13 protein-coding genes and 1 tRNA gene are annotated in these 14589 nt (G+C 36.4%); 9 read left to right on the forward strand and 5 right to left on the reverse strand.

Features of this window, described 5'->3' with window-relative positions:
- Window positions 1-15 precede the first annotated feature (15 nt).
- Window positions 16-1377 (reverse strand): c-type cytochrome, encoded by a 1362-nt coding sequence (locus SJY44_RS17285; protein WP_396590652.1) that lies wholly within the window; start codon window positions 1375-1377, stop codon window positions 16-18.
- Between the two features lie 235 nt (window positions 1378-1612).
- On the opposite strand from SJY44_RS17285, the gene SJY44_RS17290 reads away from it, so the two are divergent.
- Entirely contained in the window at window positions 1613-1984 is a 372-nt protein-coding gene (locus SJY44_RS17290; RefSeq protein WP_299169168.1) for an SPOR domain-containing protein, read from the forward strand.
- A gap of 46 nt (window positions 1985-2030) precedes the next feature.
- Here the strand turns inward: SJY44_RS17290 and infB are convergent, their stop codons facing one another.
- The 3 genes from infB to rimP are packed head-to-tail and all read right to left on the reverse strand — an operon-like array spanning window position 2031 to window position 6580.
- Entirely contained in the window at window positions 2031-4829 is a 2799-nt protein-coding gene (gene infB / locus SJY44_RS17295; protein WP_396590653.1) for a translation initiation factor IF-2, read from the reverse strand.
- 43 nt (window positions 4830-4872) lie between these two features.
- Window positions 4873-6105 (reverse strand): transcription termination factor NusA, encoded by a 1233-nt coding sequence (gene nusA / locus SJY44_RS17300; RefSeq protein ID WP_298929347.1) that lies wholly within the window; start codon window positions 6103-6105, stop codon window positions 4873-4875.
- 13 nt (window positions 6106-6118) lie between these two features.
- A complete protein-coding gene (gene rimP / locus SJY44_RS17305; protein ID WP_298929350.1) occupies window positions 6119-6580 on the reverse strand; it encodes a ribosome assembly cofactor RimP in 462 nt (153 codons plus the stop codon).
- A 263-nt stretch (window positions 6581-6843) separates the two neighbouring features.
- On the opposite strand from rimP, the gene SJY44_RS17310 reads away from it, so the two are divergent.
- The 8 genes from SJY44_RS17310 to SJY44_RS17345 all read left to right on the forward strand — a co-directional run bounded on the left by SJY44_RS17310 (window position 6844) and on the right by SJY44_RS17345 (window position 14524).
- Complete coding sequence (locus tag SJY44_RS17310; RefSeq protein ID WP_396590654.1) at window positions 6844-8484, forward strand: hypothetical protein; 1641 nt, start codon at window positions 6844-6846, stop codon at window positions 8482-8484.
- 329 nt (window positions 8485-8813) lie between these two features.
- Window positions 8814-9488, forward strand: coding sequence for a hypothetical protein (locus SJY44_RS17315; protein ID WP_396590655.1), 675 nt, complete (start codon window positions 8814-8816; stop codon window positions 9486-9488).
- A 98-nt stretch (window positions 9489-9586) separates the two neighbouring features.
- Window positions 9587-10228 carry a DUF4919 domain-containing protein gene (locus SJY44_RS17320; protein ID WP_396590656.1) on the forward strand — a complete coding sequence of 214 codons (642 nt, stop codon included), beginning with the start codon at window positions 9587-9589 and terminating at the stop codon, window positions 10226-10228.
- 321 nt (window positions 10229-10549) lie between these two features.
- Complete coding sequence (locus SJY44_RS17325) at window positions 10550-11305, forward strand: DJ-1/PfpI family protein (RefSeq protein WP_396590657.1); 756 nt, start codon at window positions 10550-10552, stop codon at window positions 11303-11305.
- A gap of 316 nt (window positions 11306-11621) precedes the next feature.
- The gene (locus SJY44_RS17330) at window positions 11622-12548 is read left to right on the forward strand and encodes a hypothetical protein (RefSeq protein WP_396590658.1); all 927 of its coding nucleotides are present in this window, start codon (window positions 11622-11624) and stop codon (window positions 12546-12548) included.
- Between the two features lie 160 nt (window positions 12549-12708).
- Window positions 12709-13224, forward strand: coding sequence for a hypothetical protein (locus SJY44_RS17335; protein ID WP_298929365.1), 516 nt, complete (start codon window positions 12709-12711; stop codon window positions 13222-13224).
- Between the two features lie 164 nt (window positions 13225-13388).
- Entirely contained in the window at window positions 13389-13760 is a 372-nt protein-coding gene (locus tag SJY44_RS17340) for a nuclear transport factor 2 family protein (protein WP_299169155.1), read from the forward strand.
- A 518-nt stretch (window positions 13761-14278) separates the two neighbouring features.
- Window positions 14279-14524 (forward strand): hypothetical protein, encoded by a 246-nt coding sequence (locus SJY44_RS17345; RefSeq protein WP_299169152.1) that lies wholly within the window; start codon window positions 14279-14281, stop codon window positions 14522-14524.
- On the opposite strand, the gene SJY44_RS17350 is transcribed toward SJY44_RS17345, so the two are convergent.
- Window positions 14499-14570 (reverse strand) — tRNA-Gln (locus SJY44_RS17350). The two genes, SJY44_RS17345 and SJY44_RS17350, sit on opposite strands and share 26 nt — an antisense overlap.
- Window positions 14571-14589 lie beyond the last annotated feature (19 nt).

Raw genomic sequence — 14589 nt, forward strand, 5'->3', positions numbered from 1 at the left:
TCTTCTTTTTAATTCTTAATAGTGACACTTACCACATTCCAAACCGCCCATCATAGCAGCGGTCAACTTATCGACCCCGTACTTTTTGGATAGCTCTTCATGAATGGCCGTATAGTACTCATTGCCCTCCACTTTCACATTGGTATCTCTGTGGCAATTGATACACCATCCCATTGTTAGCGGAGCAAATTGGTACATCACTTCCATTTCCTCTACAGGGCCATGACAAGTTTGACATTCTATTCCTGCTACGGAAACGTGTTGTGAGTGATTGAAATAGGCGAAATCCGGTAGGTTATGGATTCTAACCCATTCTACAGGTTGAGTTTCACCAGTATATTTTTGGTTTTCTTCATCCCAACCAACTGCTTTATACAGTTTTTTGATTTCACCAGTATAGAATTCATTGGTATGACCATTTGCAATATCTTCTGCACTTGGCCCTTCGGGATTGCCTTGATATTCATAAATGGATTTATGACAATTCATACAAACATTTAAAGATGGTATTCCAGAATGTTTTGAAACCCTTGCCGAAGAGTGGCAATATTTACATTCAATTTTATTATCTCCAGCGTGTATTTTGTGCGAATAATGGATGGGTTGCACAGGAGCGTATCCTTGATCAACACCAACTTGCATCATCCAACCGTAAGCAAAGTAAGCACTCGCCAACAGCAAGAAAATAGCACTCACCAAAACCAAAAACTGATTTTGTACGAAAGCTTTCCATATTGGAGTGCGCTTTTCAGCTTTTTCTTTCTCTAACACCACTCCATTGGCTTCAGCAATACGTCTTAATGTATTGTTCACCAAAATCAACATGATGACCAAAAGAGCGAAAACAAGCGTAAGTGCACCTAAAATAATTTCATTTGATACACCCCCGGAAGATCCTCCCTGCTCTCCAACAGAATCAGCGACCGCAGCAACCGCAGGCGCTGGTGGCGGAGCAGCCGTATACGCCAAAATATCATCTATATCTGCATTGGACAATGTTGGAAAAGCGGTCATAGCCGCTTGATTGTACTCCGCGTATGTTTTGACAGCATAAGCATCCCCAGCCTTAATCATTCCAGGACTATTCTTTATCCAAGCATAAAGCCATTCTTTGTCCAAACCTTCATCCTCAGCCAATCTAGCCTCCACATTTGCCAATGCAGGACCTGTCATCTTACGATTCAGAGCATGACATGCGGCACAGTTTTGATTAAACAACTGTTTACCTTTTGCAACATCTCCTCCTGCAGTACCAGCGTCTTCAACAACAACTTCTACTGAAGCAGCTTCTTCTTGTGCATAAAACGAAGTGGGAAAAACTAGGAGGGATAAACCTAAAACTTTAGAAAAAAGATGGCGGTATAAAACCTTTTTCATATTATCGAAATTTCTGTCGAAATCTTTGGCACGATTATTACTACTGATATTGAGAACAATAGGTTTTTACCGTACTAAAATCGGACACAAAAGTACGACATAGACTTATTTTTTAAAATGTTAAGGGATCTATAATATCTAATTTATAAAGATTCTAAATAAAATGAAAACACCTCGTGTAAAACATAAAAATTTACATTTGTATAAAGACAAAAAAGAAAAGCTACCATATATCATGAAAACCCCAGTAATCATAGTATGTTTAATAGGTTTCGCTATTCAACTTTCTGCGCAAGAAGGTAGTATTACTATTGAACAAGACCCGCGTATTGAAGAATTAACAAAACTATATACAGCAGTCAATTCCAAGGCGGATTTTTATCAAATTCAGGTAGGTTTTGGCAGTTACCAAAAGGCTCAAAACTTAAAATCCAAGATAGATGTTGATTTTCCAGGGTGGTATTCAAAAATAGAATTTGAGTCCCCAACATATCGAGTACGTTTGGGTAAGTTTAAAACAAAATTGGAAGCTGAGCGCAAGTATTTGGAAGTGCGTAAAAAATACCCGGATGCCATGCTCCTAAAACCTGAAAATACTTCTAGATAAATAAAAAATCCCGCCGAAGCGGGATTTTTTATTTCAATACATTTTATTAAAGCTTTTTCTTGACTGCTACTTCTTGGAAGGCTTCTACAATATCTCCTTCTCTAATATCATTGTAGTTTTTAACTTGCAGACCACAATCATACCCCTTGGCCACTTCTTTAGCATCATCCTTAAATCGTTTAAGTGATGACAATTCACCTGTGAAGATTACTACGCCATCACGAATCAATCTAATTTGTGAATTTCTAAAGATTTTACCACTGGTGACCATACACCCTGCAATAGTTCCAATCTTGGAAATCTTAAAGGTTTCTCTAATTTCAGCATTACCTGTAATCTCCTCTTTCATCACTGGAGACAACATACCTTCCATAGCATCTTTAAGGTCATTGATAGCATCATAGATAATAGAGTACATTCTGATATCTATTTCTTCTTTGTCCGCTACCATCCGTGCATTCCCCATTGGTCTAACATTAAACCCAATGATAATGGCATCCGATGCACTTGCCAATAACACATCAGATTCTGTTATAGCACCTACACCTTTATGAATGATATTAACCTGTATTTCATCTGTAGATAATTTTTGGAACGAATCTGTTAATGCCTCCACAGAACCATCCACATCCCCTTTAAGGATAATGTTCAATTCTTGGAAATCTCCTAAGGCGATTCGTCTACCAATTTCATCTAGGGTGATATGTCTTTGTGTACGAACAGATTGCTCACGCTGTAATTGTGACCGCTTCGTTGCAATTTGTTTTGCTTCACGCTCATCATTCAATACACTGAACTTGTCACCTGCCTGAGGCGCACCATCCAATCCCAAAATAGAAATTGGTGTGGCTGGCCCTGCTTTTTTAATATTCTTTCCACGCTCGTCCTGCATTGCCTTAATCTTACCACTGCAAGTTCCAGCAAGCACGTAATCACCTATTTCCAAGGTTCCTGTTTGCACCAAAACTGTAGATACGTATCCTCTACCCTTATCCAGGAATGCTTCCACAACAGTACCTGAAGCCAATCTGTTTGGATTTGCTTTCAACTCTAACAGTTCAGCCTCCAACAATACTTTTTCAAGTAATTCTTTTACTCCTTCACCTGTTTTTGCAGAAATGTCGTGGGACTGAATTTTACCTCCCCAATCTTCCACCAATAGGTTCATAGCTGCTAGACCTTCCTTAATTTTTTCAGGGTTAGCGGCAGGTCTATCTATTTTATTAATAGCAAAAACAATTGGAACACTTGCTGCTTGGGCATGACTGATAGCCTCTTTTGTCTGAGGCATTATATCATCATCCGCCGCTACAACAATTATTGCTATATCCGTTACTTGAGCACCACGAGCACGCATTGCCGTAAAAGCTTCGTGACCCGGCGTATCTAAAAATGCTATTTTTTGTCCATCTTGTAATGTAACGCCATATGCACCAATGTGCTGGGTAATACCTCCACTTTCTCCTGCAATTACATTCTCTTCCCTTATATGATCAAGCAGAGATGTTTTACCGTGGTCCACATGCCCCATTACGGTAACAATAGGAGCTCTTGGCTCTAAATCTTCTGGAGCATCTACCTCTTCTTCAATAGATTCCTCAATCTCTGCAGTTATAAACTCAACTTCATATCCAAATTCCTCTGCAACAATAGAAAGCGTTTCCGCATCCAAACGCTGGTTCATGGTCACCATAATACCCAATGACATACATGCAGATATAATTTGGGTCGTAGAAACCTCCATAAGCGTGGCAACCTCATTCACCGTAACAAACTCGGTGACCTTAAGAATTTTGCTTTCCAACTCTTGAATCTCAAGATCTATTTCCGTCTGCTGACGGTGTTGATCTCTTTTCTCTCTTCTATATTTAGCTCCTTTGCCTTTGTTTGATTTCCCTTGAAGTTTTTCTAGGGTTTCACGCACTTGTTTTTGTACTTCTTCTTCTGTTGGCTCAACCTTTGGAGCTGCAGAACGCTGATTTCCTCTTCTACCTGGACCACTATTATTGCCACCACCCGCTCTTGGAGGGCGATTACCACCAGACTGCGAAGGATTACTGCTGATAATACGTTTTCTGCGCTTTCTCCTATCCGCATTGCTATCAGAAGTTGATGCTGCAGGTTTTGGTTTTTTGGGCTCTTCTTTCTTTTTCTTTGGCTTATTAAACTGGGTAAGGTCTATCTTATCACCAGTAATCTTAGGCCCACTAAGTTTTTTGTATTGGGTCTGAATAGCTTCGGGCTCCTTGGCCTCATCCGTTTCTTCTGTTGGGGCCTCAACAACCTTCTCTACAGATTCAACAGCTTCTTTTTCTTTTACTTCAGGCTTCTCTTTTATTTCCTCTGAAACAATTTCAGGAGTAGATTCAGCTTTTACTTTAGGTTGTTCTTCAACCTTAGGTTGCTCTTTAACTTTAGGCTCTTCAGCTTTAGGTTGCTCAGGTTCTTTTACCTTTTCCGCAGCTTTAGGTGCCTTTGGCTTTTTATCCAAGTCAATCTTACCAACCGTTTTGGGACCAGCAAGTTCTGCTTTAGCCTTTATTACTTGTTCGGCATTGCGCTTTTCTCTAGCAAGCCTTCTTTCTTCTTGCTCTTGCTCAATCTGAATTCTTAGGGCTTCCTTTTCCTTTCTTTTTTCCTCACCAACTTCCTTGGAAGCTACCTTTTTACTCTTATCCGTTTGGAATTCATCCAACAGTACTTGATACACCTCATCTGTAATCTTTGTTGTAGGCCTTGCCTCCACCTCATGACCCATAGAAGAAAGGTGGTCTACAGCCCTATCCAGCGAAATGTTCAATTCCCTGAGAACTTTATTAAGTCTTATTGTTGGGTTTCCTGCCATAAATTGTATTTCCTAGCCCTAAAATTTGCTGCTAATATATAGTTTAATCTTCAAACTCTTCCTTGAGAATGCGGACCACATCAAGAACAGTTTCATCTTCTAAATCGGTTCGTTTTATCAAGTCATTGACATCTTGTTCCAGAACACTTCTTGCCGTGTCCAATCCAATCTTCTTAAACTCGTCAATAACCCATGCTTCTATTTCATCAGAGAACTCAGTCAATTCTACATCTTCCTCTACACCTTCCCTAAACACATCAATCTCATAACCAGTTAGTTGACCTGCAAGACGAATGTTATGCCCTCCTCTACCAATTGCCTTGGAAACTTCCTCTGGTTTTAGGTATACTTGGGCCGTTTTTTTCTCGTCATTCAATTTAACAGATGACACTCTAGCTGGACTCAATGCCCGTGTTACCATTAATTGAGAATTGTTTGTCCAATTAATGACATCAATATTTTCGTTTCCTAATTCACGCACAATACCATGAATACGCGATCCTTTCATCCCCACACATGCTCCAACTGGATCAATTCTATCATCATAAGAATCCACAGCAACTTTTGCTTTTTCACCAGGAATTCTAACCGCCTTTTTAATAGTAATCAAGCCATCAAAAACTTCTGGAATTTCTTGGAAGAACAATTGCTCCAAGAAACTTGGTGAAGTCCTTGACATGATAATTGTAGGCTTGTTCCCTTTTAATTCCACACTTTCTATTACACCACGAACGTTATCTCCCTTACGAAAGAAATCTGATGGGATTTGTTTTTCCTTTGGAAGGATGATTTCATTGCCCTCATCATCCAACAAAATAATTGCTTTATGGCGAATATGGTGTACTTCTGCAGTATAAATTTCTCCTTCTAGATCCTTGAACTGCTTGTATATAGTAGTGTTGTCATGTTCATGGATTTTGGAAATCAAGTTTTGACGCAAAGCCAAAATAGCTCTTCTTCCCAAGTCAATCAACTTCACCTCTTCGGACACATCTTCTCCAACCTCAAAATCGGGCTCAATTTTTCTAGCTTCTGTCAAGGAAATTTCTTCATTGGGCTCCTCTACTTCACCATCTTCAACCACTATGCGGTTTCTCCAAATTTCCAAATCGCCTTTATCCGGATTGATAATGATGTCAAAATTTTCATCAGAACCAAACTTCTTTTTAAGGGCATTTCGGAATACATCTTCCAAAATCGCCATAAGGGTTACCCTATCAATAAACTTATCGTCCTTAAACTCCGAAAAGGATTCGATGAGCGCTAGGTTTTCCATTTTTGAATTACAATTAAAATTTTATAATAACTTTTGCTTGATGGATATCAGAAAATGCAATATCCCGCTTTTTCTGAACCGTAACTTTTCCTTTACCAATTGGTTTGGGCTCACGCGCCTTCCACTCTAAGGTAATACTATCTTCAGTGGCATGGGTCAGGTTTCCTTCCAACTCTTCTCCTGCAGTCCTAACCATTAACTTCCTGCCTATATTTTTCTTATACTGACGTGGCAATTCTAACGGAGATGTAGCTCCTGCCGATGTCACTTCCAATGAGAAATCTTGTTCTTCTCGATCTAGGTTGTGTTCAATGGCCCTACTTACATCCATACAATCTTGAAGATTGACTCCTTCATCGCCATCCAAAATCACTCGGATAGTGTTATCGCCACCTATAGAAAAATCAATCAAAAACAAGGATGTATTTTCCTCCAAGGCCTTGTCCAACAATGATTTCACTTTTTCCTTAAACATAAAAATTAGTAATAAAAGAGGGGACTAGAAGTCCCCTCATGAATAACCTTTTATCCGTTCAGTGGCGCAAATATACAATAATTATTACTGTTTTTGCAAGCTGTTTCGCTATAAAAAATCTCAACCTCTTTGGAAAATAGTGAATTATCACAAAAACACAATTCAACCACCCAATACTACATTTCGGTTAAAACAAATTCTTTTTGCAAGTGCTTACTTTTAAAATTGTGGTGTACTATTTTTAATAACCATAAAAACTAAAGATGAAAAAATTACTCCTCTCCCTAAACTTAATCTTCTTTTTGAGCTTATCCGCTCAAGAGAATTTGACCACAACCCAATGGCAAGAAGACCTTCGATTTTTACAAAACACCATAAATGAAGACTATTCTTTTCTATTTGTTAAAACCACTAAAGCGGTTTTTAATTCCGAAGTAGAAACCCTTTATAAGAATATTCCAAACTTACAGGAGCATGAGATTATCGTTGGAATGTCCAGAATAATTTCCCTGTTTAAATATGGCCATACGGACATTAGCCTTAGACAAAAACCTTTTGAGTTTCATTACCTGCCTTTTAATCTTTACGAATACAACGATGGCATTTACCTACAAGGTGTTCATAAAGACTATGCCAAAGCGCTTGGAGCCAAGGTTTTGGAAATAAATAAAACACCAATTGATAAGGCACTGGAATTGATACGTCCTGCTGTAAATGCCGAAAACGAACAGTATTTCAAGGCTTTTGGAATTAATTATTTGGGCATGTTAGAAGTTTTGCATGCACAAGGAATTACTACTACACTACAAAACTCGGTCAAGCTTACCTTGGAGAAAGATGGCAAAACCTTTGAACAGGAGTTCAATGCCCTACCAAAGGGAGAAAGAGTGCCTAGAAAGTACAGTCATATTTTTCAAGATGAGAATTGGCTAGAAGCAAGAGATCAAACCAATACGCCTTTATACCTGAAAAACTTGGATAAGATCTATTTCTTTGAATATCTGCCAGAAGAAAAAACGGTCTACGTAAGGCACAGCCAAATACAGGATGACCCTGAAGAAGACACACCCTCTTTTTATGCTCGTGTTTTTGATTTTATTGAAAACAATGAGGTTGAAAAACTGATATTGGATGTTCGCTTAAATGGCGGTGGAAACAACTACAAAAACAAGACGGTTGTAACTGGTATTATTGAAACCAAGAAAATCAACCAGAAAGGAAAATTATTTGTCATCACTGGTAGACGCACCTTTTCTGCCTGTCAGAATCTGGTAAACGAACTGGATAATTACACCAATGCCACCTTTGTTGGAGAAGCAACCTCAGAAAATATAAATTTCTATGGTGATGCACGCCCTGTAGCTTTGCCCAACAGTAAGATTCCCGTTTACTTATCATATGCTTGGTGGCAAGATAAGCCGGTATGGGAAAATGCGGATGCCACTGTGCCCAATATAGCTGTTGATATGAGTTTTGAGCAATACAGGTCTAATGAAGATCCTGTTTTAGATGCCGCCTTGACTTTTTCAGGAACAGGTTTTCAGCCCGACCCCATGCGTTATATCACCGATTTATATATGGCCGGAAAAATGGAAGAACTGGCCATAGAGGTACCAAAAATGGTTAAAGACCCGCGATATAGTTTCTTTGATTTTGAAACAGAATTGAGCAATACCGCATATCATTTATTAAGCAATAACCAAATTGAACCGGCTATTGGCGTATACTCGTTTGTAGCACAATTATTCCCTGATTCCCCTAGCGCCATAAAAAACTTAGCAGATGCTTATTTTAAAGCAGGTGCCAAGGATAAAACTATTGAATTACTGGAAAAAGTTATTGCCATGGACTCCAAAGGAGCAATTGGTAAAAGTGCCAAAGATATGCTTAAGGAGGTTAGGTAACCCCTACACTGTCAATAAATAAAACCTCTTAGACAAGTTTGTTTGGGAGGTTTTTTTGTTGGCCTATAAGTTGATTACATCTTTATTTTGGATATCACCACCGTTATGGTCAGGTCTATATATCAATAGGCTGTCTGTAATTTAACGAAGGACGGGCAACTTTAATAAAGATATTAAATTTGTTTCCTTACCCTGTGCTTTATCCAATCAACCTTTTTAAATAATAGCGAGATTGCATATAAGAAATGTATTTATAATCGATTACATATTGGATTTGGGCGTATAACGATGTATTTTACATCTATATAAACAAGTTGCTATTAATTTGAATGAAACTAACTGACCAAATAAAAATCCGAGAACTGAAATTCAAACCGAAGGTTGAGATTTTAGAAAATACTGTTGAATTGAACGACATCGAAATTTCAATTCCAATTCCCAACGGATTTACTGTCGATGACGGCGGAATTTTTGAAAACTTTAAAAAGGAATATGTTTTTCCAGAAAACTCGGAATTTTCAAAAAAGGACAGGGAGAGCTTTGAAAACGGGATTTTCCCACCTGTTTTTACACTCAAAAAGAATAATGGAAGACCAATAATTACGTGCTATCTTTTTGACATCAGAGCATTGAAAGGCGGAAGTAACTTGAACATTCGGAGCATAAACAAGTTTGAGTTAATGTGGACACCATATTTAGCGAAAAAGACAAACGAAGTCCCAATGAACGCCAAAAGGATATTGAAAAACGACCTGACTGCAGCACTTTCGACCGAATACGGATTTGACTATAAAACCAAAAATAGAACTGAAACAATATCTTCAAATTTGAGAATTTTGACTTACGAGGTTCGGAATTTTGTACTGATTTTTTATTTGATTTATGATAATACAAACAACTTGGAACAAACCGAATTGGATTCTTTTATTGACGGAATAAAAACTAATGGCAACAATGGCTATAATTCATTGTGGCAAAAAGCTAAATCGATGTTTAATCTATAAATCAAACGGCTGGATTTCGGCGGAATAATCTTTCGGATGATTCCACAACGAAATCATAGCCGAGGCCGTTATGTGCAAGCTGAAAAAAATTCCGAACTATGATTAAACATTGGTTTATAACCATAATACTTCTCTTCAATTTCACGATTGTAATTGGACAATCGGAAATTAAGGTTCCTGAATTTGACGATGATTACAGTAAAACAGTACAAATGCTCGAAAATGGAGAGACTGACATTGACTTTAAATCATTCAGAGAAAGCTTTATAGAAAGTAATCAATTCAAAATTGCGTCTGAAAAAAGTTCTGAATTTAGGGTTTTGAAAAAAGAAATGTATCGCCAAATGTCTGAATCAAAATACGACAGTATTATTGCTACCACGAAAAAAATATTGAGTATCGACTACACGAGTATGACTGCACATAAAATATTGAGACAGACTTATAAAATAGTTGGAGACTCAATAAATGCGGAAAAATATAAAACAATTCAATTTGGACTTTTAATGTCAATAGTAAATAATGGAGACGGAAAGTCTTGCGAAAATGGATGGCCTGTAATCCAAATATCTGAAGAGTATTTTATTTTAGATATGCTCGGAGTTGAATTAAAAACTCAAAGTATAGATGGCGGAATTTGCGACCGAATGGAAGTCGAGGACGAAAACGGAGATACGAAAGTCTACTATTTTGAAATTAGTAACGTTTTTAAAGGAAAAGAAAAACTGAAAGAAAAATAAAGCCAGCACATAACAACGGCTATAGTTCATTGCGGCGGAATTTCCTCTTGGAAATTCCTGCGTGTTTGCTAACTTTGGTTTACGGCGGAATAGTTCTGCCGAACCATTCCGCAACGAAACTATAGCCCAACCGTTGGAGCACAATATCTTTTAGCAAGTTTTCTTGGTTTAACCCATGAATATTTAAATGAGGTTAAAAAAATCTTCTTAAACCAGCTTAATTTTTATCAGATTTTACATAAGTACCTTTGTCCTACTTTTTAAACAAAAGGCGAGTTCAAATTATATTACAATTGATTTGTCAATATTAAAAACAAGAATATGAAAAATGTATTGATGATTTCAACACTATTTTTTGCAGCTATTTTTATTAGCTGTAATAATGAGAAATCAAAAGCTAAGCTCAAAACCGAGCATACCAATCGAGTAGAGTCACCATCTGATACATTAACAAAACACTTGAAACCGTACAAAACTGAATTGCCAACAATAGGCCTTCTTATGTTTAATGGTGTCCTACAAGGTGAGGTTATCGCAACATCAGATGTTTTTGGAAAACCTAATCAAAATTTTGAGCAACTTTTTAATGTGATCACCATAGCGGAAACGGAAAAACCAATCACAACCGAGGAAGGCATGCGTTTTGTTCCTGATTATACATTTGAAAATTGTCCAAAGTTAACAGCGCTATTTGTTCCTAGTGGCTATGATATGTACGCACAAGTCCGCAATGAAAAAATGATAGATTTTATTAAAAAGAAAAACGAAGAAACTAAATACATTGTGAGCAATTGTGCTGGAGCACAGCTTATTGGCAAGTCTGGAATTGCAGACGGACATAAAATCGTCACCTATATTGGCGGGGGAAAACAGCTTCAAAAAGATTACCCAAATTTAAAAGTTCAAAATGACAGTTTAGTAACATTTGTTGAAGATGGAAAATTCAGTTCATCTAATGGAAACTTGACGAGCTATATTTCCGCCCTTAATTTACTGGAAAAAATGACCAGTTCAGAGCACAGAAAATTTGTTGAAAGTTATTTGTACATCGACCGACTTCAAAATTGGAAAGAATAAGTACTATGCCTAACATTGTGTCTAGTTCTTTGCATCTTTAACTACCCATCGAGGGAAAACCAAGCTCTCGGAAAATAAAAAAATCCGTGAGGTGCGCCAACAGCGGCTAAAAGCAATTTGGCCAGATAATTTATACTCCCAATAACATAAAATCTCCAAGATACAAACGCTGCGCGGTCTTCTTGACAAACTATAAAATCAGAGACATAGGAAGTCTAATTCCGATTTCATAGTTAATCGATTTTATTATATTCCCGTAGAAATCATCGAACTGCGTTTAGCAGGTCGTTGGCGATAATTAAAACAAGCCGAAATATTGAAAAATCACATAATTAAATTATCTGTATTCGTATTTGTAATATTTTTAAATGCTTGCAAAACGGAGAAATCTAATAAAAAAGAGAATGATTCTTCAACTGAAGAAAGTTTCTATCTTGGACAAAAACCACCAGGTTTAATTCCTGAAATTTTTGCCCCCGGAATAATTTCTATAAATGGAAGATATGAACATGGTATTTCATTTTCCCCTGATTTAAAAGAATTATATTTTGGAGCTAATTACGAAGATCAAGATCCAAGTATCTATTTCTCAAAACTTGAAGGCAAAAAATGGACAAATCCGAAAAAAGCAAATTTTACAAAAGGCAAAAAAATAGGAGAAATGCATCCATTTGTGAACCCTAATGGTACAACAATTCATTTTGCCGCTCATGATGCTTTTACATTGCCTCATCATAAAGAATCAGTAAAAACCTGGTATGTAAAACGCGTAGGGAATTCCTGGAGCGATGCAAAGCAACTTGACTCACCCATAAATGATGATTTTGTTTTTTATTCGAATGAAGCGAAAAACGGAGATATTTTTTATACAAATATGTCTAAACGGAAAATTTACTATGCTCCTAAAATAAATGACAAATATCCAGAAGTACATGAAGTTGGAACTGAAGGTTTCCACGGTTTTATTTCCCCATCTCAAGATTATTTGCTGGTAAATGCTAGAAACAAGGAAGATAACCAAAGAAAAAGTGATATATATGTATATTTTAAGAAGAAAGAGACTGGATGGTCAAAAGCCATTAACCTTGGAAGTGAAGTAAATTCTAATTTCGCTGAAACATGCCCAAGTATCACTCCAGATGGTAAATATTTATTTTTTGGTAGATATAACGAAGAGCGGGAGCTATCAAACCTTTATTGGGTGAGCACAGAGGTTATAGAAAAACTAAGACCAAAACAATAAAAATATAACTATCGCCAACAATGGCTATAAGTAATTGCTTGTTGTCGCCTACTTTGGAAATTCCGTAGGAATTTCCAACTTGGTGTGTACTTACAAAGTTAAATGCTAACCCACGCAACTACTCATAGCCGAGACCGTTAGCTGCAAGCCGCAAATAAATATGAGCAAACAAAAACTGATTAAAAGATTAAAGAGTTACTATCCTATGGAAAGATTTCACGCTTTTGTGACTTTCCCAGCGATATTAGTTTATCTATTCCTTAATAACTTATTTATAGATATATTTTTTCTGTTGTATGGAGTTTTAGTTTGTATAATAATACTAGTTCAAGGTCAACACTATTGGAAGTTAAAGTTATATAGATTGATGGAAAAGCCCTTTAATCAAGAAAAAAACTTAAATCTTTTCAGGAATTCCAAAAAAATAAATCTGATACTAATTGCTCTGATTCCAATAATATTTGCAATTCAATTGTATCAAAATGACTGGGGAATAATTCCCGAAAACTTGATTTTGTACGGAATCTTATCCAATTTTTTCGCAATTCTTGAACATATAAATTATTATAACCGTCAGTTAATGATTGACAATTCAGCTGATTTAAAATATATAAAACGAAATAAAAAATTAAAAATCGCAAGTTTAGCTAAAGATTTAAAAGAGTCTGAGCTATAAAACCAGCACCTAATAATAGCTATAATTAATACGGGCCTGGGTACTTAACCCAAAGTTTAGGGCTTTAACCAAGTACGCCAAATCTTTTTGATTTGGCTTTATAACAAAAAAGATAAAACAAAATAAAAAGTTTTGGCTAAGTGCTTAATCGAACATAATAGTAAATGAGACCAGAAGATTTTATAAAAGAATATGAAGCTGCCTTAAAAACCCAAGATTGGAAAAATGTTGACCCACTATTTCATGATAATGCCTGTGTTACTTTTTCTAATGGAGCAATTCATATGGGAAAATCAAAAGTTAGAATTGCCTTTGAAAACAATTTTTCAATGATTAAGAGCGAAGAATATTCAATACAAAACGTACGATGGGTTCTTAAAAATGAATCTATAGCTGCTTTTGCATTTGAATTCTATTGGCAAGGAATAATCAATAAAAATCTTACAAAAGGAAACGGAATTGGAACCATAGTTCTAATTAATGAAAATGGGAAATGGATTTTGCTAACTGAAAATCTGAGTAAAAAAACAGCATGATGAATATATTGTGAAAGCAAAAAATAACTGCTGCTTACATTGTATATAAAAAATATCGCAAGTCGTTGCTAACACAATGGGTTGGTTTTTTTTTGGAAATTTGGCTTTTGTATCATCCGAAAAGTTAAAGCCTTTTTTAGCGATACTTTTCATATACGGAGCCGTTATCTCTTATTTTAAAAAAGTATTTGATCTTAAAATTCTAAAATATAAATATTGTAGAATCATTTAAGGTTTTTACTACTAGTATTAATCTCTTTGGCCTCATTTACCAGATTTAATCAAGACAACACAACGCTGATAAATGGCAGAGCTAAAAGCTTTAAAAATGATGTTTCCAATATATTAATTGTTAACCTAAATTCTAAGAAATCAACAATTATTGATTCTTTGGGTTTATTCACTATTGAAGCCAAATTGAAAGAAGTTACAGTTACCCGCACAATCTAACAGGCAAATTAGGCCTTGATGCTGAAAGACTAGGTATTAAACCTGTTGTTACTTCTTCCTCTTTAGATTTGCCAAATGCAGATGTAGAAGTAATGACCCAAAATCAACGATTACTTCTTGAGGCAGATAGAGGGAAATACATACGATTGGCAACAATCGAAGACCAAGGAAGACTAATTGCAGCTCTTGGTTACCTATACCCAACTATTATTATAAACACTTCCATTACTTTAAGGGGAATTAAAAATAAAAAACCTCCTAAACTATCACATTTAGGAGGTCATTTTGTTGGCCTACAAGGACTCGAACCTTGAACGACTGGACCAAAACCAGCTGTGTTACCAATTACACCATAGGCCAGTACCACATTTGAGGGTGC

The sequence above is a fragment of the Allomuricauda sp. R78024 genome, assembly GCF_044596045.1.
Classification (GTDB): Bacteria; Bacteroidota; Bacteroidia; order Flavobacteriales; family Flavobacteriaceae; genus Flagellimonas.

Excerpts from the sequence above, each read along its gene's own strand:
- SJY44_RS17285 (WP_396590652.1), bottom strand. The coding sequence starts at position 1,377 with ATGAAAAAGGTTTTATACCGCCATCTTTTTTCTAAAGTTTTAGGTTTA.
- SJY44_RS17290 (WP_299169168.1), top strand. The coding sequence starts at position 1,613 with ATGAAAACCCCAGTAATCATAGTATGTTTAATAGGTTTCGCTATTCAA.
- infB (WP_396590653.1), bottom strand. The coding sequence starts at position 4,829 with ATGGCAGGAAACCCAACAATAAGACTTAATAAAGTTCTCAGGGAATTG.
- nusA (WP_298929347.1), bottom strand. The coding sequence starts at position 6,105 with ATGGAAAACCTAGCGCTCATCGAATCCTTTTCGGAGTTTAAGGACGAT.
- rimP (WP_298929350.1), bottom strand. The coding sequence starts at position 6,580 with ATGTTTAAGGAAAAAGTGAAATCATTGTTGGACAAGGCCTTGGAGGAA.
- SJY44_RS17310 (WP_396590654.1), top strand. The coding sequence starts at position 6,844 with ATGAAAAAATTACTCCTCTCCCTAAACTTAATCTTCTTTTTGAGCTTA.
- SJY44_RS17315 (WP_396590655.1), top strand. The coding sequence starts at position 8,814 with ATGAAACTAACTGACCAAATAAAAATCCGAGAACTGAAATTCAAACCG.
- SJY44_RS17320 (WP_396590656.1), top strand. The coding sequence starts at position 9,587 with ATGATTAAACATTGGTTTATAACCATAATACTTCTCTTCAATTTCACG.
- SJY44_RS17325 (WP_396590657.1), top strand. The coding sequence starts at position 10,550 with ATGAAAAATGTATTGATGATTTCAACACTATTTTTTGCAGCTATTTTT.
- SJY44_RS17335 (WP_298929365.1), top strand. The coding sequence starts at position 12,709 with ATGAGCAAACAAAAACTGATTAAAAGATTAAAGAGTTACTATCCTATG.
- SJY44_RS17340 (WP_299169155.1), top strand. The coding sequence starts at position 13,389 with ATGAGACCAGAAGATTTTATAAAAGAATATGAAGCTGCCTTAAAAACC.